Raw genomic sequence first — 21970 nt, 5'->3', positions numbered from 1 at the left:
GCAGAAGGCTTCACCTTGAGACGCCCGCGCGGCTCCTTCTGGCGGACGGCGGCGCACCCGCTTGCAGGAAAAATCCGAGGCGGCCCGGTTGGAGATGTCCGGAAGCGGCGCGCCGCCGCCCGTGCCTGCCCTTAGCTTCGGGCCACACCAACTGCCGCTGCGCACGAAATGACACCCGAACAGAACAAGCAAGCTGTCGCCGACGCATGGAAAGCCTTCGCGAGCCGCGACCGGCAGCGCATCGAGGCCGTCTTCACCGAAGACGCCGAATGGCTCGCGCCCCGGGGCAACGCGACCGCGGTGGCGCTCGGCGTGCCCGACCACATGATCGGACCCGCCGCCATCGCGCGCTTCCTGGCCGAGGACTTTCCGAGGCTCTTCGTCGCCGACGTGGCCGTGAGCTTCTCGCACCTCTGGTGCGATGGCGACACCGTGATCCTCGAGGAGCGCATGCAGGCCACGCTGGCCGGCGGCAAGCCCTACGACAACGACTACTGCTTCGTCTTCGAGCTGCGCGAAGGCCGCATCGCCCGCATGCGCGAGTACATGGACACGCGCAAGGGGCACGCGGCGATCTTCGGCTGAGCGGGTCAGCCGGCGGCCGGCACGCAGCGCGCCCGCAGCTCTCGCTTGAGCAGCTTGCCGTTGGCCGTGGTCGGCATCGCGTCGATCAGCTCGATGCGCGCGGGGCGCTTGTAGGGCGAGAGGTTTTGGGCCAGGTGAGCGCGCAGCGCCGCCTCGTCGAGCGTCGCGCCCGGCTTCGGCTCGATGAAGGCGACCACCTGCTCGTTGCCGTCGGCCTCGGGCACGCCGATCACCGCGCACAGGTGCACACCCTCGAAGCGGCCGATGACCGCCTCGATCTCCGCCGGGTACACGTTGAAGCCAGAGCGGATGATCATTTCCTTCAGCCGCCCGACCACGAAGAGGGCGCCGTCCTCGCCGAAGCGCCCCAGATCGCCCGTGGCGTACCAGCCGCCGGGGCGCATCACCTGCGCGGTGGCGGCCGCGTCGCGGAAGTAGCCGAGCATCAGGCCCGGGCCGCGCAGCCAGATCTCGCCGGTGTCGCCCTGGGCCACGTCGTTGCCTTCGGGGCCGACGATGCGCGCCTCGCCGCCTTCCACCGCATGCCCGGCGGAGGTATCGCTGCGCGGAGCCTCGGTGCGCGTGAGAAACACCGAGCCCGCGTACTCCGACAGCCCGTAGCCGTAGTGCAGCGGTTGCCCGAAGAGCCGCTCCACGCGCTGCTTGAGCGCAGGATCGAGCGGCGCCGAGCCTGTGTAGACATAGCGCAGGTGCGGAAAGCGCGGAACCGCATGCTCGGCCTCGATGTGCGCGAGCAGCCGCGCATACATCGTCGGCGGGCCGAGCAGGTTCGACACCTGCTCGTGCGCCAGCGCCTGCAGCACGTCGGCCGGCGAGAAGCTGCCGCGCAGCACCAGCGCCGCGCCTGCGGTGAGCGCGGCCATCAGCACCGTGCCGATGCCGAAGATGTGCGTCATCGGCAGGAAGGCGTAGACGCGGTCGCGCCCGTCGAGCGCGCGAATCCGCGCCGACACGCGCCCGAAGTGCAGCAGGCCGCGGTGCGACACCATCACGCCCTTGGGCGTGCCCGAGGTGCCGGAGGTGAAGATGATGGCGGCCGTGTCGGCCAGCGCCGGGTCGGGTTCGGTGCGCGCGTCTTCGCGGGTGGCCGAGCGCATCACGCCCTCCAGCGAAGTCTGCTTCGCACCGGCGCCGTGCGCGTGCCTTGCGGCGGCTTCGGATGCGAGGGTCGTGTAGCAGCACAGGCGCGCGTCGGCACGCTCGGCGATGGCCGCGATCTCGCCCGGCGACATGCGCGCGTTCACGCCGCACGACCACGCGCCCACGCGGCTGCAGGCCATGATGAGCGCGATGTGCGCGGCGCAGTTCTCCGCCACCAGCAGCACGCGGTCGGTCGGCCGCACGCCGGCGTCCAGCAGGTCCTGCGTGGCGGCGTCGGCCATGGACTGCAGCTGCGCATAGGTCGTCGTACCGCCGGGCTCATGGAGAAACACCGCCTCGGGCGTGCGCGCCGCGCGCTCTTCGAGCAGATGGTGGATTCTCTGCATGCTCACTCGGCCTCGATGCCCTTGGACGCCGTCGCCCACAGCTGCCGGTCGGCCTTGCCCTTGGCCGCCAGCACCTCGGGCGCGCCCGACCAGACGTCGTAGCCCTGCTCGCGCAGACGGTTCGCGATGTCCTCGCGCGCGAGCATCCTGCGCGCGGCGGCGTTCATGCGCGCGACCAGCGCCGGCTCCATGCGCGCCGGCCCGTACAGGCCGAACCAGCCGCCCACGTCGTAGCCGGCCACGCCCGACTCGACCATCGTCGGCACATCCGGCAGCATGCGGTTGCGCTGGCGCGAGGTGACGGCCAGCGCGCGCACCTTGCCCGACTGGATGAAGGGCTTGGAGGTCGCGATGATGTCGAACATCATGGTCACGGTGCCTGCCATCACATCGGCGAGTGCCGGTGCGCTGCCCTTGTAGGGCACGTGCGTGAGCTGCACGCCGGCCATCTTCTCCAGCAGCGCGCCGCTCAGGTGATTGGAGGCGCCCACGCCGGCCGAACCGTAGAACACCTTGCCCGGCCGCGCCTTCGCATAGGCCAGCAGCTCGGCCACGCTGCGCACCGGCACATCGTTGTTGATGACCAGCACGTTGGTGTAGTCCACCAGCGGTGCGATGGGCGCGAGGTCCTTCATCGGGTCGAAGGCCATGTGGCGCTGCACGTTGGGGTTGATGGTGATTGTCGGACTCGCGCCGAAGAAGAGCGTGGCGCCATCGGGCGCGGCCTTGGCGACCGCGTCGCCGCCCAGCGAGCCGCTGGCGCCGGGGCGGTTGTCCACGATCACCTGCGTGCCCAGTTCCTGGCTCAGCGCGGGCGCCAGCAGGCGCGCCGCGCCGTCCACCGGGCCGCCGGCCGAATAGCCGACCACCAGCTTGACGAGCGATGGCAATGGCTGCTGCGCGAACACGCGCGAAGGCAGTGCGGCCAGCGCCGCGCTGCCCGCCAGCGCTGACACGATGTGGCGGCGCGAGAGGTCGATGGAAGTCATGAGCGTTGTCTCCTTTTGTGTATTTCTTCAGCGCCGCGTCGCTCAGGCGGGCAGGTCCAGCACCTGCCGCGCGAGGATGTTGCGCTGTATCTCGTTGGTGCCGCCGTAGATCATTGCGGCGGTGGAGCCGATGAGCGGCGAGAGCACGTTGAAGGTCTGGCCGTCGAGCACCTGGTCGCCGGCCACGGCCCCCTGCTCCTCGCCCGCCTCGACCAGCAGCGCGCCGATGCGGTGGTAGGTCTCGCTCGCCCAGATCTTCAGCAGCGACACCGAAGCCGGCAGCGGCCTGCCCGCGCGCACGATGTTCGCGAAGCCGGTGTAGGCGGCCGACAAATCGAGCACGTCGAGCCGCAGCGCCGCGAAGCGCTGTGCGAACACCGGGTCGGCAAAGAGCCGCCGCGCCTGCGCCAGCCGCGCAAGCTGCCCCAGCGCGTACTGCGACTGCTTGGGGCTGCCGAGGAAGATGCGCTCGAAACCCAGCAGCGCCTTCGCGATCGTCCAGCCGCCGTGCAGCTTGCCCACGAGGTTCTCGGCCGGCACGCGCACGTTGTCGAAGAACACCTCGCAGAATTCCGGCTCGCCCGCCAGCGTGTGGATCGGACGGATGGTGATGCCCGGCGTGCGCAGGTCGCACAGCAGGAAGCTGATGCCCTCCTGCTTGCGCGCGTCCTTGTCGGTGCGCACCAGCATGAAGATGTGGTTGGCGTCCTGCGCGAGCGTGGTCCAGATCTTCTGGCCGTTGACCACGAAATGCTCGCCCTGCGCGTCGCGCGCCGGCATCGCCTCGGTGCGCAGGCCCGCGAGGTCGGAGCCGGCGTTGGGCTCCGAATAGCCCTGGCACCACACATGCTCGCCGCTGAGGATGCGCGGCAGGAAGCGCTGCTGCTGCTCGGGCGTGCCGTGCTGGATCAGGAGCGGCCCGATCATCACGATGCCCTGGTCGGGCGCGCGCGCCACGCCGTACTGCTCCAGCTCCTCGATCCACGCGATGAGCTTGTCCGCAGGCAGGCCCATGCCGCCGTGCGACCGAGGCCATGCGGGCGCGATCCATCCCTGGGCCGAGAGCGTGAGATACCACTCGCGCATCTCGCTCCAGCGTGCGCGGTGCGAGAGGTAGCGCAGTTGCTGCGGATAGCGCTGCTGCAGGAAGGCGCGCACCATGCGGCGGAAGTCGGCCTCGGGCATCGAAGACCAGTCGGCGGTGCGCGGGAACTCGCCGCTCCACTCGGCCACGCCCGGCGCGACCTCTGCATCGCCCGACAGCACGGCATGCCTGCGCTGATGCGCGCTCGCGTTGCCCAGCCATGCCGAGAGGCACAGCACGCGCTTGTAGAACAGGCTCAGGTCGCACTCCTGCGTGTAGCCGATGGCGCCATGCAGCTGCACCGACGCGCGCGAAGCCTGCAGCGCGGCAGCGGTGCAGCGCGCGTTGGCACGGCTGGCCTCGGCCTCGAGCCGCTGCGCCGGCAGGCCCTGCGCGGCCAGCCCGAGCACCTCGTCCAGTGTGGCCTTCGCCACTTCGAGGTGGATGAACATGTCGACGCAGCGATGCTGCAGCGCCTGGAAGCTGCCGATGGGCTTGCCGAACTGCGAGCGCGCGCGCAGGTAGGCCAGGGTCTGCGCGAGCATGGCCTGCCCCGCGCCCAGCAGCTCGGCCGACTGCAATATCTGGCCCGCCGCAAGCGCATGGCGCAGCGCCTCCTGCGCGGCCGGCCCCTCGGCCAGCACCGCACCGGCCGGCAGCGCGACCTGCTCGAAGCGCAGGTTCGAGGCCTGGCTGCCGTCGATCAGCGGCACGGGTGTTTCGCTGACGCCGGCGGTTCCGCGCGGCACCCACAGCAGCACGGCGTCGTCGTCGCCGCGCGCCGACACCAGCCAGCCGCTGGCGGCCGCGCCGGGCAGCACCATGAGCTTCTCGCCCTGCAGCAGCACGCCGCCCCCGGGTCGGGACTCGCAGCCGCAGGCCAGCGGCACGGCGCTGAGGTCGCCCGCGCTCTCCTGCCAGGCCAGCGCGGGCAGGCTGCGGCCCGCGACCAGCTCGGCGAGCAGCGCATCCGCGGCAGGCGTGCCCAGCCGGGCCAGCAACAGCGCGCCGAGGCCGGCCACGGCCAGCAATGGCTCGGGCGCGGCATGCTCGCCCGCCGCGCGGAAAATCTCGGCCGCGCCGTCGAGCCCCAGCGCGAGGCCCCCGGCCGATTCGGGCGCCAGCATGCCGGGCCAGCCGAGCGCGGCAACGTCCTGCCAGCCCTCGGCCTCGTCGCCGTCCGGGTGCTCGATGCGCCCGCGCCGCCGCTGGAGGGCGCGGCTGCGGTTGAAGTAGTCGAGCGCCGATTGGCGCACCGCCGAAAGTGATTCAAGGTCCATCGCCGCAGCGTGCCCCAAGACTTCGCCAGGCGGCATTTGCATTTGCCGAAGGGAGGGTTTCGCAATCAGAGAGCCACCTCGCGCGTACGCGGGCTAGATTCGCTCCATGACCACCAAGATCAAGAAATCCCTGCACACGGAACTGGGCCACAGCACACCCGACAGGATCACCGTGCGCGGGCGCGACCTGCCCTCGGAGATCCTCGGCCACCTCAACCTGGGCGACATGGCCTTCCTCGAATTGACCGGGCGCATTCCCACGCCGCAGGAGTCGGTGACCTTCAACGCCATCGTCGTCACGCTGGTGGAGCACGGCGTCACGCCCAGCGCGCTGGCCGCGCGCCTCACCTACGCAGGCGCGCCCGAGGCGCTGCAGGCGGCCGTGGCGGCCGGCCTGTGCGGGCTGGGCACGGTGTTCGTCGGCAGCACCGAGGGCGCCGCCAGGATGCTCTACGAGGCCATTCCCTTCGGCGAGAAACCGACCCGTCCGCTGGCCGACATGGCCAGGGACATCGTGGCCGACCACCGCGCGCGCAAGCTGATCGTGCCGGGGCTGGGCCACCCGCTGCACAAGCCCATCGACCCACGCACGCCCCGGCTCTTCCAGATCGCGGCGGAGAACGGGCTTTCCACGCACTACGTCGCGCTGATGCAGGCCGTGCAGGAGGAAGCCGAGCGCGTCTCGGGCAAGTCGCTTCCGATCAACGCGACGGGCGCCATCGGTGCCATCGCGGCCGAGTTCGGCTTTCCCTGGAAGATCATCCGCGGGTTCGGCGTGATGGCGCGCGCTATCGGCCTCGTGGGCCACATCCTGGAGGAGATCGACGACCCGATGGCCATCGAGATCTGGCAGCGCGTCGAAAAAGAAGCGGGCGGCCCCCGCCAGGATTGAGCAGAAATCGATGAACAACGCCAACGACAAGAACTTTCCCGACATCCGCGATGCGGTGCGCGACCTGTGCGCGCAGTTTCCCGACGCCTACTTCCGCAAGGTCGACGAGGAGCGCGGCTACCCCGCCGACTTCGTCGACGCGCTCACCAAGGCCGGCTGGATGGCCGCGCTGATTCCGCAGGAGTACGGCGGCTCGGGCCTGGGCCTGACCGAGGCCTCGGTGATCATGGAAGAAATCAACCGCTGCGGCGGTAACTCCGGCGCCTGCCATGGCCAGATGTACAACATGGGCACGCTGCTTCGCCACGGCAGCGAGGCGCAGAAGCGCGCCTACCTGCCGAAGATCGCCAACGGCGAACTGCGCCTGCAGTCCATGGGCGTGACCGAGCCCACCACCGGCACCGACACGACGAAGATCAAGACCACCGCCGTGAAGAAGGGCGACCGCTACGTCGTCAACGGGCAGAAGGTATGGATCTCCCGCATCCAGCACTCCGACCTGATGATCCTGCTGGCGCGCACCACGCCGCTGGCGGATGTGAAGAAGAAGTCGGAAGGCATGTCGATCTTCATCGTCGACCTGCGCGAGGCCATCGGCAAGGGGCTGGAGGTGCGGCCCATCCTGAACATGGTCAATCACGAGACCAACGAGCTGTTCTTCGAGAACCTGGAGATCCCGGCCGAGAACCTGATCGGCGAGGAAGGCCAGGGCTTCAAGTACATCCTCGACGGGCTGAACGCAGAGCGCACGCTGATCGCGGCCGAGTGCATCGGCGACGGCTACTGGTTCATCGACCGGGTCACGAAGTACACGAAGGAGCGCGTGGTGTTCGGCCGGCCGATCGGGCAGAACCAGGGCGTGCAGTTCCCCATCGCCGAGTCGTTCATCGAGGTGGAGGCCGCGAACCTCATGCGCTACGAAGCCTGCCGCCTCTTCGACGCACACCAGCCCTGCGGCGCGCAGGCCAACATGGCGAAGTACCTCGCGGCCAAGGCGAGCTGGGAGGCCGCCAACGCATGCCTGCAGTTCCATGGCGGCTTCGGCTTCGCCTGCGAATACGACATCGAGCGCAAGTTCAGGGAGACGCGGCTGTACCAGGTGGCGCCGATCTCCACCAACCTGATCCTGAGCTACGTGGCCGAACACATGCTTGGCCTCCCACGTTCGTTCTGAAGGAGCGCATCGCATGAATCCAGTCGATCATCCGAGCAAGGTGCTCGCCACCTTCGCGGCCGAACTGAAGTTCAACGCCATCCCCGCCCCCGTGCTGCGCCGCACCGAGGACCTGATGCTCGACTGGCTGGGCTCCGTGCTCGCCGCGCGCACCGCACGGCCGGTGCGCAGCATCGAGCGCTTCGCGCAGATGATGGGCCCCGCCGACGGGCCCAGCGAGCTGCTGACCTCGCGGCGCACGACCTCGCCGGTATTCGCGGCGCTGGTCAACGCGGCGGCTTCGCACTTCGTGGAGCAGGACGACGTGCACAACGGCTCCGTCTTCCACCCGGCCGCAGTCGTCATCGCGCCTGCACTGGCGGTGGCGCAGAGCATCGGCGCGAGCGGCGCGCAGCTGCTCACGGCGGTGGTCGCGGGCTATGAAGTCGGAATCCGGGTCGGCGAATTCCTCGGCCGCTCGCACTACAAGACCTTCCACACGACCGCGACGGCGGGCACGCTCGCGGCCGCAGCAGCCGTGGGCCGGCTGCTGGAGCTCACGCCGCAGCAGATGCTGCACGCCTTCGGCTCGGCCGGCACTCAGTCGGCCGGTGTGTGGGAATTTTTGCGCGACGCGGCTGACTCGAAGCAGCTGCATTGCGCGCACGCAGCGGCCAGCGGCCTGATGTCGGCCTACCTCGCGCAGGACGGTTTCACCGGCGCCGCGAAGATCCTCGAAGGCGCGCAGGGGCTGGGCGTGGGCATGTCCAGCGACGCCGACCCGGCGAGGCTCACCGACGGCCTGGGCACGCGCTGGACGCTGGCCGAGACCTCCTTCAAGTACCACGCCTCCTGCCGCCACACGCACCCCGCCGCCGACGCGCTGCTGCAGGTGATGACACAGAACAAGCTGAAACCCGCCGACGTGTCGGGCGTGACCACGCACGTGCACCAGGGCGCCATCGACGTGCTGGGCCGCGTGGACGTGCCCGCCACGGTGCACCAGGGCAAGTTCTCGATGGGCACGGTGCTGGGCCTGATCGCGGTGCACGGCCGCGCGGGCCTGGGCGAGTTCGACCGCGACTTCCTCGCGCCCGAGGTCTCGGCCTTCCGCGAGAAGGTGACGATGCAGCTCGACGAGGAGGTGGACACCGCCTACCCCGCACGCTGGATCGGCAAGGTCAGCGTGCAGACCGCCGACGGACGCACGCTGCAGGGCCGCGTCGACGAGCCCAAGGGCGACCCCGGCAACAGCCTGAGCCGCGCCGAGATCGAGGACAAGATGCAGCGCCTCGCGCACTACGGCGAAGGCGCCACGGCCGAGGAAGCCAGGGCGCTGTGCCAGCGCGTCTGGCAGCTGGCCGACACGCCGCGCGTGGGGCGCTGGCTGGCCTGAAGGCCTTCAGGCCGGTGCAGTCCAGGCGAAGAGCCGGCCGCAGCCCGGCGAGCGCGCATCGAGCCCCGCGGTGCGCGCCAGGTCCCAGAAGCCGGCGGGCGAGCTGGACACCACGGGCACCTGAAGGAGCTCCTCCACCTCGCGCACCGCGTCGAGCGTGACCAGCCCGCCGCAGGAGATCAGGATGCCGTCGGCGCCCGGCTGCGCCTCGAACACCTTCACGCACAGGTCCACCAGCGCCCTGGTGGGCACCTTGCCCACGGCCTGCACGTCGGAGATGGAAAGGCCCTCGAGCGCCAGCGGCTCGAAGTCGCTTTGCTGCAGATAGCCGCGCAGCTGGGCGTTGACCTCGTCGATGTAGGCCGTGGCCACCGCGACGCGCCGCACCTTCAGGTGGCGCAGCCCGTTGACGATGGCATTGCTCATGGTCGTGCAGGGCAGGCCGGTGGCGCGCGCCATCTCGATCTCGAGCTGGCGGTTGAAGGCCGCGCCGCGGAAGAAGCTCAGCGAAGTGCCCATGAGCGAGATCGCGGAAACGCCCTCTTCCTTGAGCGCAACGGCCTTCGCGACCACGGAGTCGATGACGTCCAGATAGCCGCGCGTGGAGATTTCTCCCAGGCCCAGCCCGCGCGCGCTGAAGCGGATGCGCTCGCCGTAAAGCAGCGGCCCGTCCACCGGCACGGCGCCTGCCGCCGGCGGCACGATCAGGCCCAGATGAGGCTGCGCCATGCTCAGTTCCCCTCGGCCACGATGTGCTGGTCCGCGATGATCTTCTTCCACCGCGAGGTCTCCGCCGCCATGTCCTTGCCGAGCTGGGCCGGCGTGGCGTACGCGCGCAGCGTGCCCTGCGCGGCGGCCGCGGCGCCGGCCTCGGGCGTGTCGAGCACCGACTTCACCGCGGCCGAGAGCTTGTCGACGATGTCGTTGGGCGTACCGGCCGGCGCCAGCACGAAGATGCGCGGCGCCACGTCGAAGCCCGGCAGGGCATCGGCCAGCGGCGGCACGCTCTCGGCGCCCTCGAGCTTTGCGGTGTTCATCATCGCCAGCGCGCGCAGCTTGCCCGCCTTGGCCTGCGCCATGCCGGCGGTGGCACTCACCACGCCGATCGGAATCTGGCCACCGATCACGTCGGGCACGATCTGCGCGGCGCCGCGGTACGGCACGTGCACCACGGGGCTGCCGGTGGCCTGCTTGAGCATCTCGAAGCCCAGGTGCTGCACCGTGCCCACGCCCGAGGTGGCGTACGAGTAGCGCGAGGCGTTGGCCTTGAGCTCCTTCACCAGCTCGGCCGGCGTCTTCGCGGGAAAGTCGTTGCCGGCCACGATCATCAGCGGCGAAATGAAGGCCCCGGCCACCGGCTTGAAGCTGGTGAGCGGGTCCAGCGCGATCTTCGGCTGCAGCAGCTTGGCGGCGAGCAAGGCGCTGTCGCCCATCATCAGCGTGTAGCCGTCGGGCGGCGCCTTGGCGACGAAGTCGGCGGCGATGAGGCCGGTGGCGCCGGTGCGGTTCTCCACCAGCACCTGCTGGCCCAGCACGTTCGACAGCCGCGTGCCGAGCAGGCGCGCCACCGCGTCGACGCCACCGCCGGCCGAATAGCCGACGATGAGGCGGATGGGCTTGTCGGGGTACTTCTGGGCCTGGGCCCAGGCGGCGGGCGCCACGAGGGCACCGATGAGTCCGAGGGCGGCCATCGCGCGCAATGCATGGCGGCGCGCGGGTGGTCGAATCGCTTGTCTGGCTTTCATCATGTCTCCGTTGTCTTTGGTCGGACGCCGGCCGTCTGTCGCGGCCCGGTCGTTTGGGAAGAAAGTGTGGCTCAGGCCTTGCCCTTGCCGTGCGAGGTCGGCAGCTTCGCCAGTTCGCGCACGCGCTCGGCATTGGGCGCGAAGCCCAGGCCCGGCGTCTCGGGCAGTGTGAGCCAGCCCTGGTCGGGCACGGGCAGGCCATCGAAGATCTGCTTGAGCATCTGCACCGCCACGTAGTGGTACTCGACGAGGCCGCCGTTCGACACGCCCGCGTGCAGGTGCATGTTGTGGAAGGGCCAGGCGCCGCCGTTGTCGATGGGCACGTTGAAGGCCTGCGCCATGCCCGCGATCTTCAGCACCTGCGAGTAGCCGCCCGAGATGGTCACGTTGGGCTGCAGCACGTCGGCCGCCTGGTTCACCAGCAGGTCGCGGAAGCGGAAGGCCAGGCCCTCGTTCTGGCCGCACGCCAGCGGGATGCGGGTGCGCGCGCGCAGCTGGGCCATCTGGCGCACGTCGTTCTGCGTGAGCGGCTCCTCGAAGAAGCTGATGCCGTAGGGCTCGATACGGTGCGCCAGTTCGGTGGCGTGGAACAGGTCGAGGCCGCAGTTGGCGTCGACGTAGAGCTTGACGTCGGGGCCCACGGCCTCGCGCACGGCGGCGACGCGGCGCACGTCTTCCGCGATGACTTCGTCGAGCGGGCGCGGCTCGTCGCGGCGCGCGAGCGCGTGGTTGCCCACGGTCATCTTCAGCCGCTGGAAGCCCTGCGACACCCACAGCTTCGCGGCGGCGGCGAGCTGGTCGCGCTCGAAGAAGCCGAAGCCGAATGTGGCGTACACCGGCACCTTCGCGCGTGCGCCGCCCAGCAGGCGCCACAGCGGCTGGCCGAGCGCGCGCGCCTTGATGTCCCACAGCGCGATGTCGAGCGCGGCGATGGTGTGGCTGGCGTAGCCGGTCTGGCCGCGCGGCGAGAGCAGCCAGTAGAGCTTCTCCCACAGGCGCTCGGTGGCCATCGGGTCTTCGCCGATCAGCGCGGGGCCCGCCACCTCGCGCACGGCGGCGGCGATGATTTCTTCCTCGGTGATGGCCGTCATGCCGTGGCCGACGAGGCCCGTGTCGGTCTCGATCTCGGTGAGGCACAGCGACAGCGAGGTCTGCTTGTTCATGCCGACCACGTCGATGGTGACGGGAATGTTCAGCGGCGTGGCGCTGACGCGAACGATCTTCAAGTCTTGTCTCCTTTGTTGGAGCGCGCATCTTTGCGCGCGCGCCGCCGGAGAACAATTCGTTTTTGGCGGGAGCGAGGCTTCGCGCGGCGCGAAGCCTCGACGGATGCGGTGCCTCAGTCGGGCAGGCCGAGATGCTCCAGCACCGAGCGCGCGGCCACCGTCAGCTCCTGCTGCCTGCGCACGCACAGCAGGTGGCGCCTGTTGGCCCAGGGCGCGTCGAGCTTCAGGCAGCGCAGCTTCAGTATCTGCAGCTGCGGCAGGATGGCCGCATAGGGCAGCACGCCGATGCCCGCGCCCTGCTCCACCATGCGGCAGACCATGTCGAAGCTGCCCACCTGCATGCGCACCTTCAGCGGCACGCCGGCCTCCAGCGCCGCCGACAGCAGCACCCGGTGCAGCGCCGTGCCTTCGCGCACCACGATGTGGTCGTGGCTCAGCACCTCGTCGACGCCGATGCGCCTGCGCCGCGCGAGCGGATGGTCGCGCGCCACCACCACGGCCAGCTCGTCGGTGCGGTAGGGCAGGCATTCGAGGCCCTCGGCGGGCGTGTTGCCCTCGATCACGCCGATGTCGGCGAGGCCCGCCTGCACCGCCTTCACCACCTCGGTGCTGGCCCGCTCCTGCAGGTCGATCTTCAGCACCGGGTGCAGCCGCAGGAAGGAGCCGATCTGCGCCGGCAGGAACTGCGCGATGGTCGACGCATTGGCCGTGATGCTGACCACGCCGGCCACGCCGTTCTGGAAGTCGTCGAGCTCGGCGCCCAGCCGGTCCATGGCCGAGAGCACGGCGCGCGCATGCAGCAGCAGCCCGTGGCCCGCCGAGGTGAGCGTGACGCCGCGCGCATGGCGCACCAGCAGCGGCAGCCGCGCGCGGGCCTCGAGGTCGGAGATGCGCTTGCTGGCCGCCGCCAGCGCGATGTGGCAGCGCTTGGCGCCTTCGCTGATGCTGCCGTGGTCAGCAACGGCGACGAACAGGCGCAGCGACTTCAGGTCGGCCGACATGCGCCCCCGTCGTTCAGGTTTTTCGAGGAGCCGATGTATCGCCCACGATGCGCTCGCTCGCCACGGCCGAGGTCAGGAACACCGCGGAACCGGCTTTGCCGGGCCGCAGGTGTTGCCCCCTGCAAGGGGGTTGGCGAAGCGACACGAAGTGCGCGAAGCCTGGGGGTGAGCGTCATGACGCAACGAGGTGGTCGAAGAGCTCGCGCGCGGAGGCCGGCAGCTGCTCGCGGCTGCGCGCGATCAGCTTCAGCTCGCGCTCGGCCCAGGCGTCGCTGAGCGCCACGGTCGAGATGCGCATCGCCATCGAAAGCCGCTGCGCCGACGACGCCGGCAGCACGCCGACGCCAACACCCGCCTCGATCATCAGGCAGATGGCCTCGAAGCTGCTGACCTGGATGCGCGGGTTGAAGCCGCGCCCTGCGAGCTCGGCACGGCGCTGCAGGAAGCGGTGGATAGCGCTGCCGTGGTGCAGGCCCACGTGCTGCTCGTCGAGCGTGTCGGCAAAGGCCACCGAAGGCACGCCTGAGAGGCGGTGCGTGGTGGGCACCACCAGCACGAGCTGGTTGCTGCCGAAGGGCTGCGCATCGAAGTCGCCCGTGTGCACGTCGCCCGCGAGGATGCCGATGTCGGCCTCGCCGTCAGCCACCGCGCGCACGATCTCCTCGCTGAGGTATTCGCGCAGGTCCACCTGCACGGCCGGATGCTGCGTGAGGAAGCCCGCCAGCTTCTGCGGCAGGTATTCGGTGATGGAGGTGGTGTTGGCGAACACCCGCACGTGGCCCTTGATGCCCTTGCCGAAGTCCTGCATGTCGCAGCGCAGGTGCTCCATCTGCTGCATCACGCGCTTGGCGTGATAGAGCACGGCCTGCCCCGCCGCCGTGAGGCTCACGCCCTGCGCGCTGCGGTGCAACAGCTTGCCGCCCACGGCCTCTTCCATCTGCTTGATGCGCGTGGAGGCGGCGGCCAGCGAGATGCAGGCCTTCTCCGCGCCGCGCGTGAGGCTGTGCGCGTCCGCCACGTAGACGAACAGTTTCAGGTCGAACAGGTCGAAGTGCAGGTTCACCGGGCGCCGGTATCAAGGAGAAGGCGAAACGCGCATTGTCCGGCGAATGAGGCCGCTCGCCGCCCTGTGCGGGTTTGTCCTCAGACCGGGTCCCAGCTGAACACGTCCGCCGAGCGGTCGAGATCGAAGAAGCTGGCGCGCATCGCGGGCATGGCGTGCTCGGCGATGCTCTGCGGCGTCCAGCCCTCGGAGCGGTGGATGGAGCGCACCGGGCGCGGCTGGCTGATGAGCGAAATCTCGTTGTTGCGCACCGAGAAGATCTGGCCGTTGACCGCAGCCGCGGCATCGCTCGCAAGGTAGACGGCCAGCGGCGCGACCTTGGCGGGCGTCATCTGCTTGATCTTGTCGACGCGGGCGCGCTGCTCGTCGGTGTCGGTGGGAATCGCGCCGATCATGCGGCTCCAGGCGAAGGGCGCGATGCAGTTGGAGCGCACGTTGAATTTCTGCATGTCCAGCGCGATCGACTTCGACAGCGCCACGATGCCGAGCTTGGCCGCCGCGTAGTTGGCCTGGCCGAAGTTGCCGATGAGACCCGAGGTGGAAGTCATGTGCACCAGCGCGCCCGACTCCTGCTCCTTGAAGTGCGTGGCGGCCGCGCGGCTCGTGAAGTACGCGCCGTACAGGTGCACCTTGAGCACCGAATCCCATTCGTCGACCGACATCTTGTGGAAGAAGCGGTCGCGCAGGATGCCCGCGTTGTTCACCACGGCGTCGATGCGCCCGAAGCTCTCGACTGCACATTCGACGATGCGCGCCGCGCTCGCGGCGTCGGCTACGCTGTCGGTGCTGGGCACGGCCTGCCCGCCGCCCGCGCGGATCTCGTCGACCACCTGCTGCGCGGGGCCGGCGCTGCCCCCGGCGCCATCAAGCGCCGCGCCGATGTCGTTGACCACCACCTTCGCACCATGCGCCGCCATCGCCAGCGCGATGTCGCGCCCGATGCCGCCGCCCGCGCCGGTGACGACGACCACTTTTCCTTCAACCATGCTTGCCTCTGCTTCGGATGTTCGTTCGCCCGCGGGGTCGCGGGCGAAATCCAGAATGCCACAGGGCGGGTTGGAGCGGGTTTCGGGTTTCCGAAGAGGGGCTTCGGGAACCCGTGCGGGAGATCGTCCGGTGGACTATGTCGCCCAACGCAGGGTTGGCCCGATGGCCGCCGCCGCAAGCTGCGTCATGGCCTCGTGCAGAGACTCATAAGCACCACTGCCTGAGCGGAACACTCCGCGTTCGGTCGTCGACCCGTACAGCACATAGAAAACGACCTGCTCGACGTCGTCTCTGACATGGGGTTCGTCTTCATGGTCTCCCGTTCCGAAGCGAACAGGCGAACGGACGATCCGGATATCGCACTCAATCTCTCCGTCATAGAGAAAGATGCCCTCCTTCACGATCTCCTGTCCGGAAAACAACATCGCGGGCAGCTCCCCGGCCTACTGCCGCGCCGTCCGGATGTTCGCCGGCAGCGCCTGCGGCCAGCTCGTGCGGAACGGGTTGATGTCCAGCCCGCCTCGCCGCGTGTAGCGCGCGTACACCGCGAGCTTGTTCGGCTTGCAGCGGGTCCAGATGTCCGTGAACATGCGCTCGGCGCAGGGTTCGTGGAACTCGTTGTGGTTGCGGAAACTGACGATGTACGCGAGCAGGCCGGCCTGGTCGATGGGCGGGCCGCTGTAGCGGATCTGCACGCTGCCCCAGTCGGGCTGGCCGGTGACGAGGCAGTTGCTCTTGAGCAGCCGGCTGGTGAGCGTTTCGTTGACGGGCGCCTGCGTGGCGTCGCTGCTCAGCAGCTCGGGCGTGGGCTGGTAGTGGCTGCACTCGATGTCGAGGCGGTCGAGGTCGAGCCCGTCGAGCTCGTGCACCGGCTCGCGGTCGAACATGTCGGGTGCGAGCAGCGTCACGCCGATGGTGGCCTGCTGGTCGCTGCCGCGCCATGCCGCCTCCGACAGGTCGGCGCGCAGGCGCTCGCGCACCGCGTCGACGCTCGCGAACTGGCTGTTGTTGAAGCTGTTGAGGTAGAGCTTGAAGCTCTTGCTCTCGATGATGTTGGGCGTCTCGCAGGGAATGGTGAAGTGCGCGATGGCCAGCTGCGGCTTGCCGCGCAGGTTGAGCCAGCTCACTTCGAAAGCGCTCCAGAGGTCGGCGCCGAAGAAGGGCAGCGCACCGGCCTTGATGCCCATGGCCTCGCGCTGCGTGGCGCGCGCGATGGGAAAGAGCAGCGTCGGGTCGTAGTGGTCGGCGTAGGCGGACGCGCGGCCCAGCTGGGACTGCTCGGGCGTGTTGGGATTCGTGGGGTTCGTGGAGTTCGGGTCGTGGCTCATGAGGATCTCGTGGCGGCATCCGCCGCGTGCGCGAACGGTGCGATGTGGCGGGCGACGATGTCGCACACCTCGGGCGGCAGGTCGTGGCCCATGCCGGGAACGGACACGAACTTCGAGCCCGGGATGCGCCGGGCCGTGTCTTCGCCGCAGGCGATGGGCACGAGCGCGTCGGCCTCGCCGTGCAGCACCAGCGTGGGCGACTGGATGCGCGGCAGCAGCGCGGGGCGCTCGTCGTCGGCGCCGATGGCGAGCATCTGCCGCATCAGGCCGGCCGGGTGATAGGAGCGGCGCATGCTGAAGACAAGCCGCTCGGAGAGCTCTTCGTCGGTCTGCGGATAGGCCGGGCTCTGGATGAGCCGCAGCAGCCGGATGCTGTGCGCGACCAGCGCGGCTTCGTCGCGGCCCATCGGCCGGCGCATGAGCATGGCCGCGACCTCGCGGCGCGGTCCGGGCAGGCCGCGCGCGCCGCTGGAGCTCATGATGCTCACGAGGCTGGCGGTGCGCTGCGGCGCGGAGGCCGCGATGCGCTGGGCGATCATGCCGCCCATGGAGGCGCCGACGATGTGGGCCCTTTCGATGCCCAGCTCGTCGAGCACGCCGAGCGAATCGAGGGCCATGTCCTGCAGCGTGTAGGCCGAGCGCACCTTCAGGCCGAGGCGGTGGCGGATGGTCTCCCACACGATGTTGCCCACGCCCGCGTGGTCGAAGCCCTGGCTCAGGCCGATGTCGCGGTTGTCGTGGCGCACCACGCGAAAGCCCGCGTCCACCAGTTGCTGCACGAAGGCCGTCGGCCACGCGACGAGCTGCATGCCCAGGCCCATGATGAGCAGGATGACGGGGCGGCCCTCGCCCCCGGTGTCGTCGACTTCGATCTGCAGCCCGTTGGCGGTGACTTTCATCCGGGAGCTGCCTGCTACTTGAACTCGCGCTCGCGAAGCCACTTGGTGGCGACCCACTTCTCTCCCGCCAGCACCGGCGCGCCGCCGTGCAGGGTGCGGGTGACGGGGTCGGGCCGGTCGTAGCTGAAGAACACGCCGCAGCCGCGCGCCGGGGCCACTTCGAGGCCCACGTCGGGGAAGGTGGTGGCGCCACCGCCCTCGGGCTCCTGCAGGTACATCACCAGCGTGGCGACGCGCTGGCCGCCGCGCTTGAGGATGGTGGGCGTGCCGGGCTCGTTGGGGTCGAAGTAGTCGTAGTGCGGACGGTACTGCGCGCCGGGTGCGTAGCGCAGTATCTGCAGACCCTCGCCGAATTCGAGCGGCCAGCGCAGCAGCGCTGCGATGCGCTGTTCGACGCGGGCGACGATCTCGTTCTCGCCGCGCTCGAAGAACATGCCGTCGCTGGTGCGGTCGACGTTGAGCACCTCGCCGCCGGTACGCGTCTCGACCGTGAGCGAGCGCGCAAGCCGCACGCGCGCGGCGGCGATCAGCCCTTCGCACTCCTCCGCCGACAGCAGGTTGCCGAAGACCACCACGCGCGGGTGCCGCATGGTCTGCAGCACCTGCACGCGGCGATCGCCCGCATCGAGGTACAGCGGCGCGCCGTCGAGGTCGGGCCCGGGCATCTTCGCCTGCACGGAGGGCAGCGCGACTTCCACGTTCGGGAAGCCGGCTTCGAGCTGGGCCAGCGCCACGTCGGCGGCGGCGTCGTGCCAGCCGGCCGCGCGCATGGAAGCGCGCAGCGCCGGCACCGAATGCCCGGCTGCGAGCTGGGCTACCAGCCACTCGCGCAGTTCCGGACTGATCGCTTGGGACATCTCAATACTCCTGCACGTTGCGGCACCCCCGCAACACATGAAAAAACCGCCACGCCCCCAATGCCAGGAACACCGCGGAACCGGCTTTGCCGGGCCGCCGGTGTTGCCCCCTGCAAGGGGGTTGGCGCAGCGACACGAAGTGCGCGAAGACTGGGGGTCAGTCCAACCTTCTCCTGAACACCAATCTGTCTGGTTTGGACACATCGGCGTCGAAACCATAACCCTCGAGGTCGAACTTTTCCAGTGCCTTGGGCGTGGAGGCCTTGTGCTGCGCGGCCCAGCGCGCCATCAGGCCGCGGGCGCGCTTGGCGAAGAAGCTCACGATCTTGTAGCGGTCGCCCTTCCACTCCTCGAACACGCATTCGACCACACGGGCCTTGAGCACTTTCCGGTCCACCGACTTGAAGTACTCGTTCGATGCGACGTTGATCACCACCGGCGAGCTGTCGGCCGCGAGGCGCTGGTTCAGGTGCTCGGCGATGCGCGAGCCCCAGAAGGCGTAGAGATCCTTGCCGTGGCGGTTGGCCAACTGGGTGCCCATCTCCAGGCGATAGGGCTGCAGCAGGTCGAGCGGGCGAAGCAGGCCGTAGAGGCCGCTGAGGATGCAGACGTGGTCCTGCGCCCAGGCCAGCTGGGCCTTGGTGAGGGTGCGGGCGTCGAGGCCGCCGTAGACGTCGCCGTCGAAGGCGAAGGCCGCCTGGCGAGCGTTCTTCGGGCTGCTCTTGCTGGACCAGGCCTCGTAGCGGGCCACGTTCAGGGCCGAGAGCTTGTCCGACAGGCTCATGAGCTCGGAGATCTGCTGGGGCGACTTCTCGCGCAGCAGCTTGATGAGTTCGACCGAAGGGCCGCGGGGCGATTCGAAATGGGGCTGGGTGGCGGGGATTTCGGAGGGGACGGGGGTTTCGTAGTCGAGCGACTTCGCAGGGGAAAGCAGGAACAGCATGCCGGAATTATCAGTGGCGGCCATGACAGGGGCCGCCCCGGTAAAATCGCCGGCTACCTCCCTGTGTCCCCGACGGCCCCGAAGGGCCGTTCCTGCATTTCCCATGAGCGAACCCACCACCCCTTCCGCCCAGCCTGGTCTGGACAGCCTTTCCAAATCGTTCGAGCCCGCCGCCATCGAGGCGCACTGGGGCCCCGAATGGGAGAAGCGCGGCTACGCCAAGGCCGGCTTCCGCGGCACGCAGCAACCCAAGGAAGGCGCCGAGTCGTTCGCGATCCAGCTGCCGCCGCCCAACGTGACGGGCACGCTGCACATGGGCCATGCGTTCAACCAGACGATCATGGACAGCCTCGCGCGGTATCACCGCATGAAGGGCGACAACACGCTGTGGGTGCCCGGCACCGACCACGCCGGCATCGCGACGCAGATCGTGGTGGAGCGCCAGCTGCAGGAGCAGAAGGTCAGCCGCCACGACCTGGGCCGCAAGAACTTCGTGGCGCGCGTGTGGGAGTGGAAGGAGAAGTCGGGCAACACCATCACCCAGCAGATGCGCCGCATGGGCGACACGGTGGACTGGAGCCGCGAGTACTTCACCATGGACGACGACCTCTCCAAGGTCGTGACCCACACCTTCGTGAAGCTGTACGAAGAAGGCCTGATCTACCGCGGCAAGCGCCTGGGCAACTGGGACCCGGTGCTCAAGACCTCGGTGAGCGACCTCGAAGTCGAGAGCGAAGAGGAAGACGGCTCGCTCTGGCACATCGCCTATCCGCTGGAAGACGGCAGCGGCACGCTGACCGTGGCGACCACCCGGCCCGAAACCATGCTCGGCGACACGGCCGTGATGGTCCACCCCGAGGACGAGCGCTACAAGCACCTGATCGGCCAGCGCGTGAAGCTGCCGCTGGTGGACAGGCTGATCCCGATCATTGCCGACGACTACGTCGACAAGGAGTTCGGCACCGGCGTCGTGAAGGTCACGCCCGCGCACGACTACAACGACTACGCCGTCGGCCAGCGCCACAAGCTGGACATGATCGGCGTGCTCACGCTCGACGCCACCATCAACGACAACGCCCCCGAGAAGTACCGCGGCCTCGACCGCTTCGTGGCGCGCAAGGCCATCGTGGCCGACCTCGACGCGCTGGGCCTGCTGGTCGAGGTAAAGAAGCACAAGCTGATGGTGCCGCGCTGCGCGCGCTCGGGCGCCATCGTCGAGCCGATGCTCACCGACCAGTGGTACGTGGCCATGACGCGCCCCGGCGCGGACGGCCAGTCGATCGCGCAGAAGGCCATCGACGTGGTCAAGTCGGGCGAGGTGCGCTTCGTGCCCGAGAACTGGGTCAACACCTACAACCACTGGATGGAGAACATCCAGGACTGGACCATCTCGCGCCAGCTCTGGTGGGGCCACCAGATTCCCGCCTGGTACGACGAGGAAGGCAACGTGTACGTGGCGGAAGACGAAGCCGCCGCGCAGGCCAAGGCGCCCGGCAAGACGCTGACGCGCGACGAGGACGTGCTCGACACCTGGTATTCGTCGGCGCTGGTGCCCTTCTCGTCGCTGGGCTGGCCCGGGAAGACGCAGGACCTCGACCTGTACCTGCCCTCCACCGTGCTGGTGACCGGCTACGACATCATCTTCTTCTGGGTCGCCCGGATGATCATGATGACCAAGCACTTCATCGGCAAGGTGCCGTTCAAGCACGTGTACATCCACGGCCTGGTGCGCGACGCCCAGGGCAAGAAGATGAGCAAGTCGGAAGGCAACGTGCTCGACCCGGTGGACCTGATCGACGGCATCGAGCTGCCCGCGCTCCTGGACAAGCGCACACAGGGCCTGCGCAAGCCCGAGACGGCGCCGGCCGTTCGCAAGAACACGCAAAAAGAGTTTCCGGACGGCATTCCGGCCTTCGGCGCCGACGCGCTGCGCTTCACCTTCGCTTCGCTGGCCTCGCTGGGCCGAAGCATCAACTTCGACTCGAAGCGCTGCGAGGGCTATCGCAACTTCTGCAACAAGCTGTGGAACGCCACGCGCTTCGTGCTGATGAACTGCGAGGGCCAGGACTGCGGCCTGCTGGAGCACAGCAAGGAAGAGTGCCAGGTCGGCGGCAAGGCCCACGGCTACCTGAAGTTCAGCCGCGCCGACTACTGGATCGTGTCGAAGCTGCAGCGCGTGGAGGCCGAGGTGGCCCAGGGCTTCGAGGAATACCGCCTCGACAACGTGGCCACCGCGATCTACCAGTTCGCCTGGGACGAGTTCTGCGACTGGTACCTCGAAATCGCCAAGGTGCAGATCCAGACCGGCGACGACGCGCAGAAGCGCGCCACGCGCCGCACGCTCATCCGCGTGCTCGAAACCCTGCTGCGCCTCGCGCACCCGGTGATTCCGTTCATCACCGAAGAGCTGTGGCAGAAGGTGTCGAAGGTTGCAGGACGTGAGGGCGAGTCGATCATGATCGCCGCGTATCCGAAGAGCCAGCCCGAGAAGATCGACGAGGCGGCCGAAGCGTACGTCGCACGGCTGAAGGCGCTGGTGGATGCGTGCCGGACGCTGCGCGGCGAGATGAACGTGTCGCCGGCCACGCGCCTGCCGCTGTACGCGGTGGCCGACGATGCCGAAGGCGCGGCCTTCCTGCGCGAATCGGCGCCGGTGCTGCAGGCGCTCGCCAAGCTCAAGGAAGTGAAGGTCTTCGACGACGAGGCCTCGTGGTCGGCTGCAGCCGAAGCCGCGCCCGTGGCCGTGGTTGGCGCGGCGCGCCTGTGCCTGCACATGGAAATCGACAAGGCCGCGGAGAAGCTTCGCATCGGCAAGGAAGTGGCGCGCGTCGAAGGCGAGATCGCCAAAGTGCACTCGAAATTGGGTAACGAAGCGTTCGTCGCGAAGGCCCCGCCGGCCGTGATCGAGCAGGAACGTAAACGTCTTACTGACTTCACGGCCACTCTGGAGCGCCTGCGCGACCAGCTTGTACGCCTCGGCTGACAGACTCCGGGTTTCGAAGGCGTTTAGGATGCTTGGAGCGGCTGCGCGCCG

Annotated in this window: 19 protein-coding genes; 5 read left to right on the top strand and 14 right to left on the bottom strand. The window is 69.0% G+C overall.

The window, feature by feature from the left end; translation table 11 throughout:
• Window positions 1-168 precede the first annotated feature (168 nt).
• Entirely contained in the window at window positions 169-585 is a 417-nt protein-coding gene (locus EJP67_RS18795; protein WP_126023218.1) for a nuclear transport factor 2 family protein, read from the top strand.
• A gap of 5 nt (window positions 586-590) precedes the next feature.
• Here the strand turns inward: EJP67_RS18795 and EJP67_RS18790 are convergent, their stop codons facing one another.
• Genes EJP67_RS18790 through EJP67_RS18780 form a run of 3 tightly spaced genes read right to left on the bottom strand, consistent with a single transcriptional unit; the run spans window position 591 to window position 5446 of the window.
• Window positions 591-2093, bottom strand: a complete 1503-nt coding sequence (locus EJP67_RS18790) for a class I adenylate-forming enzyme family protein (protein WP_126023217.1) — start codon at window positions 2091-2093, stop codon at window positions 591-593.
• Window positions 2094-2095: 2 nt separating this feature from the next.
• Window positions 2096-3082, bottom strand: coding sequence for a Bug family tripartite tricarboxylate transporter substrate binding protein (locus EJP67_RS18785; protein ID WP_126023216.1), 987 nt, complete (start codon window positions 3080-3082; stop codon window positions 2096-2098).
• A 42-nt stretch (window positions 3083-3124) separates the two neighbouring features.
• Window positions 3125-5446 (bottom strand): acyl-CoA dehydrogenase family protein, encoded by a 2322-nt coding sequence (locus tag EJP67_RS18780; RefSeq protein ID WP_126023215.1) that lies wholly within the window; start codon window positions 5444-5446, stop codon window positions 3125-3127.
• A 106-nt stretch (window positions 5447-5552) separates the two neighbouring features.
• Between EJP67_RS18780 and EJP67_RS18775 the strand changes: the two genes are divergently transcribed.
• Genes EJP67_RS18775 through EJP67_RS18765 form a run of 3 tightly spaced genes read left to right on the top strand, consistent with a single transcriptional unit; the run spans window position 5553 to window position 8887 of the window.
• Window positions 5553-6338, top strand: coding sequence for a citryl-CoA lyase (locus tag EJP67_RS18775; RefSeq protein WP_126023214.1), 786 nt, complete (start codon window positions 5553-5555; stop codon window positions 6336-6338).
• A gap of 10 nt (window positions 6339-6348) precedes the next feature.
• Window positions 6349-7512: an acyl-CoA dehydrogenase family protein gene (locus EJP67_RS18770; protein ID WP_126023213.1), complete on the top strand. Its 1164-nt coding sequence runs from the start codon at window positions 6349-6351 to the stop codon at window positions 7510-7512.
• Between the two features lie 13 nt (window positions 7513-7525).
• Window positions 7526-8887 carry an MmgE/PrpD family protein gene (locus tag EJP67_RS18765; RefSeq protein ID WP_126023212.1) on the top strand — a complete coding sequence of 454 codons (1362 nt, stop codon included), beginning with the start codon at window positions 7526-7528 and terminating at the stop codon, window positions 8885-8887.
• A 6-nt stretch (window positions 8888-8893) separates the two neighbouring features.
• On the opposite strand, the gene EJP67_RS18760 is transcribed toward EJP67_RS18765, so the two are convergent.
• The 11 genes from EJP67_RS18760 to yaaA all read right to left on the bottom strand — a co-directional run bounded on the left by EJP67_RS18760 (window position 8894) and on the right by yaaA (window position 18936).
• A complete protein-coding gene (locus EJP67_RS18760) occupies window positions 8894-9616 on the bottom strand; it encodes an arylmalonate decarboxylase (protein ID WP_126023211.1) in 723 nt (240 codons plus the stop codon).
• Between the two features lie 2 nt (window positions 9617-9618).
• On the bottom strand, window positions 9619-10632 hold the full coding sequence (locus tag EJP67_RS18755) for a Bug family tripartite tricarboxylate transporter substrate binding protein (protein WP_126023210.1): 1014 nt from the start codon (window positions 10630-10632) through the stop codon (window positions 9619-9621).
• Window positions 10633-10703: 71 nt separating this feature from the next.
• Window positions 10704-11858: a mandelate racemase/muconate lactonizing enzyme family protein gene (locus EJP67_RS18750; RefSeq protein ID WP_126023209.1), complete on the bottom strand. Its 1155-nt coding sequence runs from the start codon at window positions 11856-11858 to the stop codon at window positions 10704-10706.
• A gap of 113 nt (window positions 11859-11971) precedes the next feature.
• Entirely contained in the window at window positions 11972-12859 is an 888-nt protein-coding gene (locus EJP67_RS18745; RefSeq protein ID WP_126023208.1) for a LysR family transcriptional regulator, read from the bottom strand.
• 172 nt (window positions 12860-13031) lie between these two features.
• Window positions 13032-13922, bottom strand: a complete 891-nt coding sequence (locus tag EJP67_RS18740) for a LysR family transcriptional regulator (protein WP_126023207.1) — start codon at window positions 13920-13922, stop codon at window positions 13032-13034.
• A gap of 80 nt (window positions 13923-14002) precedes the next feature.
• Entirely contained in the window at window positions 14003-14908 is a 906-nt protein-coding gene (locus EJP67_RS18735) for an SDR family NAD(P)-dependent oxidoreductase (RefSeq protein ID WP_126023206.1), read from the bottom strand.
• 135 nt (window positions 14909-15043) lie between these two features.
• Window positions 15044-15334, bottom strand: coding sequence for a hypothetical protein (locus EJP67_RS18730; protein ID WP_126023205.1), 291 nt, complete (start codon window positions 15332-15334; stop codon window positions 15044-15046).
• 18 nt (window positions 15335-15352) lie between these two features.
• The gene (gene queF / locus EJP67_RS18725; protein ID WP_126023204.1) at window positions 15353-16237 is read right to left on the bottom strand and encodes an NADPH-dependent 7-cyano-7-deazaguanine reductase QueF; all 885 of its coding nucleotides are present in this window, start codon (window positions 16235-16237) and stop codon (window positions 15353-15355) included.
• Entirely contained in the window at window positions 16234-17136 is a 903-nt protein-coding gene (locus EJP67_RS18720) for an alpha/beta fold hydrolase (RefSeq protein WP_126023203.1), read from the bottom strand. Before EJP67_RS18720 ends, queF begins: the two co-directional genes overlap by 4 nt.
• A gap of 14 nt (window positions 17137-17150) precedes the next feature.
• Window positions 17151-17993 (bottom strand): 2OG-Fe(II) oxygenase, encoded by an 843-nt coding sequence (locus EJP67_RS18715; RefSeq protein WP_126023202.1) that lies wholly within the window; start codon window positions 17991-17993, stop codon window positions 17151-17153.
• 157 nt (window positions 17994-18150) lie between these two features.
• Window positions 18151-18936: a peroxide stress protein YaaA gene (yaaA, locus tag EJP67_RS18705; RefSeq protein ID WP_126023201.1), complete on the bottom strand. Its 786-nt coding sequence runs from the start codon at window positions 18934-18936 to the stop codon at window positions 18151-18153.
• 103 nt (window positions 18937-19039) lie between these two features.
• Between yaaA and EJP67_RS18700 the strand changes: the two genes are divergently transcribed.
• Window positions 19040-21919 carry a valine--tRNA ligase gene (locus tag EJP67_RS18700; protein ID WP_126023200.1) on the top strand — a complete coding sequence of 960 codons (2880 nt, stop codon included), beginning with the start codon at window positions 19040-19042 and terminating at the stop codon, window positions 21917-21919.
• Window positions 21920-21970 lie beyond the last annotated feature (51 nt).

This window comes from Variovorax guangxiensis (assembly GCF_003952165.1).
GTDB lineage: Bacteria > Pseudomonadota > Gammaproteobacteria > Burkholderiales > Burkholderiaceae_C > Variovorax > Variovorax guangxiensis.
The sequence above is the reverse complement of the archived record's forward strand: the minus strand, read 5'-3'. Positions and strand labels throughout refer to the sequence as shown.

Coding starts and splice junctions, on each gene's coding strand:
- EJP67_RS18795 (WP_126023218.1), top strand. CDS start 169: ATGACACCCGAACAGAACAAGCAAGCTGTCGCCGACGCATGGAAAGCC.
- EJP67_RS18790 (WP_126023217.1), bottom strand. CDS start 2,093: ATGCAGAGAATCCACCATCTGCTCGAAGAGCGCGCGGCGCGCACGCCC.
- EJP67_RS18785 (WP_126023216.1), bottom strand. CDS start 3,082: ATGACTTCCATCGACCTCTCGCGCCGCCACATCGTGTCAGCGCTGGCG.
- EJP67_RS18780 (WP_126023215.1), bottom strand. CDS start 5,446: ATGGACCTTGAATCACTTTCGGCGGTGCGCCAATCGGCGCTCGACTAC.
- EJP67_RS18775 (WP_126023214.1), top strand. CDS start 5,553: ATGACCACCAAGATCAAGAAATCCCTGCACACGGAACTGGGCCACAGC.
- EJP67_RS18770 (WP_126023213.1), top strand. CDS start 6,349: ATGAACAACGCCAACGACAAGAACTTTCCCGACATCCGCGATGCGGTG.
- EJP67_RS18765 (WP_126023212.1), top strand. CDS start 7,526: ATGAATCCAGTCGATCATCCGAGCAAGGTGCTCGCCACCTTCGCGGCC.
- EJP67_RS18760 (WP_126023211.1), bottom strand. CDS start 9,616: ATGGCGCAGCCTCATCTGGGCCTGATCGTGCCGCCGGCGGCAGGCGCC.
- EJP67_RS18755 (WP_126023210.1), bottom strand. CDS start 10,632: ATGAAAGCCAGACAAGCGATTCGACCACCCGCGCGCCGCCATGCATTG.
- EJP67_RS18745 (WP_126023208.1), bottom strand. CDS start 12,859: ATGTCGGCCGACCTGAAGTCGCTGCGCCTGTTCGTCGCCGTTGCTGAC.
- EJP67_RS18735 (WP_126023206.1), bottom strand. CDS start 14,908: ATGGTTGAAGGAAAAGTGGTCGTCGTCACCGGCGCGGGCGGCGGCATC.
- EJP67_RS18730 (WP_126023205.1), bottom strand. CDS start 15,334: ATGTTGTTTTCCGGACAGGAGATCGTGAAGGAGGGCATCTTTCTCTAT.
- queF (WP_126023204.1), bottom strand. CDS start 16,237: ATGAGCCACGACCCGAACTCCACGAACCCCACGAATCCCAACACGCCC.
- EJP67_RS18720 (WP_126023203.1), bottom strand. CDS start 17,136: ATGAAAGTCACCGCCAACGGGCTGCAGATCGAAGTCGACGACACCGGG.
- EJP67_RS18715 (WP_126023202.1), bottom strand. CDS start 17,993: ATGTCCCAAGCGATCAGTCCGGAACTGCGCGAGTGGCTGGTAGCCCAG.
- yaaA (WP_126023201.1), bottom strand. CDS start 18,936: ATGCTGTTCCTGCTTTCCCCTGCGAAGTCGCTCGACTACGAAACCCCC.
- EJP67_RS18700 (WP_126023200.1), top strand. CDS start 19,040: ATGAGCGAACCCACCACCCCTTCCGCCCAGCCTGGTCTGGACAGCCTT.